Here is a 1,539-nt window from a genome sequence, read left to right as displayed (position 1 = left end):
AGTTAATTTTGCAAAAACCATAAGGTTCGCACTACATTTATCGAATGTCACAGGTTAATTCGTGTCCATTTGTGGCTAATTTCTCTAATTCTCTGTGAACTCTGTGCCTCTGTGGCTGAACGGTTACCATTTTCTTTTCACTGGCTTACTTCCCGATGCAAAATTTTGAAAATATCTCATTCAAGATATCTTCAGTAACAGTCTCACCGATTATTAATCCAAGATTATCCAGTGATTCTCGCAGGTCAACCGAACTAAATTCAAAAGAAAGATTATTCTCAATTGACTTGATAGCCGAATTTATATTCTTAAGGCAGGATATAAGTGCCTCTTTATGCCGGATATTGGTAATGAGAGGAGCATCAGTTGATAATATTTTACCCGCAAGAAATATTTCCTTAATTTTCTTTTTTAGCTCATTTAACCCCAATTGCTGGGTGGCACAAAGATTTATGATGGGTTTATCGGGTAAATAGTTTTTAACCTTGTCGATTTCAATAAGTTGCGGCAAATCAAATTTATTGATAATGATGATGGTCTGTTTATTTTTTAGTTCATCCATAATTATCAGGTCATCCTGAGTAATATTTTCAGAACCATCCATCACAAACATAATTAAATCAGCCAGCTTTAAAGCCTTTTTTGCTCGTTGGACACCTTGTTCTTCAACAATATCAACAGTATGCCGTAAACCTGCAGTATCGACCACCTTTAAAGGAATACCTTCGATGTCAATTGTTTCTTCAATCGTATCTCGCGTTGTGCCCGGAATATGAGTTACAATGGCTCTTGGTTGTCCAACCAAAGCATTTAATAGACTTGATTTACCCACATTAGGACGACCAATAATCGTGGTTATTACTCCTTGTTGTAACACCTTGCCATATTTAGCACTGTCAATCAATTCCTCAATCTTTGTTTTAGTTTCATTTAATCTGTTTAAAATTTCCGTGTTAGGCAATAATTCAATATCTTCTTCATAAAAGTCAATCGACGCTTCAATCTCGGCTAATAAAGAGATAATCTGGTTACGGAGATTGGATATTTCATGGTAGAGGTTACCTGATAGTTGAGAAAGGGCAAATTTAGCGGCAAGGTCTGTTTTAGCTCGAATTAATTCTACAACTGCTTCAGCCTGGGACAGGTCAATTCTGCCATTTAAAAATGCTCGTTTAGTAAATTCACCTGGTAGTGCCAACCGTGCACCCAGAGATAAAACTGTTTCTAAAATTCGGTTTAAGGAAACAATTCCGCCGTGTGCATTAATTTCAATTACATCCTCACAGGTATAAGTCTTTGGAGCTCGCATCACACAAAGAAGAACTGTATCAATTACCTCTTTGCTGTTTGCTTCAACTATTTTCCCATAATGGATGGTATGAGTTGTAAATTCAGAAATCCGGTTTTTACCTTTAAATATCTTATCTGCTATTTCTATCGCCTTTTTACCACTTAATCTCACAATACCAATTCCACCTTCTCCTAAAGGTGTAGAAATAGCGGCAATGGTATCGTTCAAAATATACACTCTATCAAATC

The 1,539-nt window shown here is 36.3% G+C and carries 1 protein-coding gene; it reads right to left on the bottom strand.

Translation table 11 applies throughout. The features are described from left to right. Positions 1–145: 145 nt before the first annotated feature. On the bottom strand, positions 146–1,528 hold the full coding sequence (mnmE, locus tag AB1422_19385; GenBank protein ID MEW6621465.1) for a tRNA uridine-5-carboxymethylaminomethyl(34) synthesis GTPase MnmE: 1,383 nt from the start codon (positions 1,526–1,528) through the stop codon (positions 146–148). Positions 1,529–1,539 lie beyond the last annotated feature (11 nt).

The sequence above is a fragment of the bacterium genome (assembly GCA_040757115.1).
Classification (GTDB): domain Bacteria; phylum UBA9089; class CG2-30-40-21; order CG2-30-40-21; family SBAY01; genus JBFLXS01.
The sequence above is the reverse complement of the archived record's forward strand: the minus strand, read 5'-3'. Positions and strand labels throughout refer to the sequence as shown.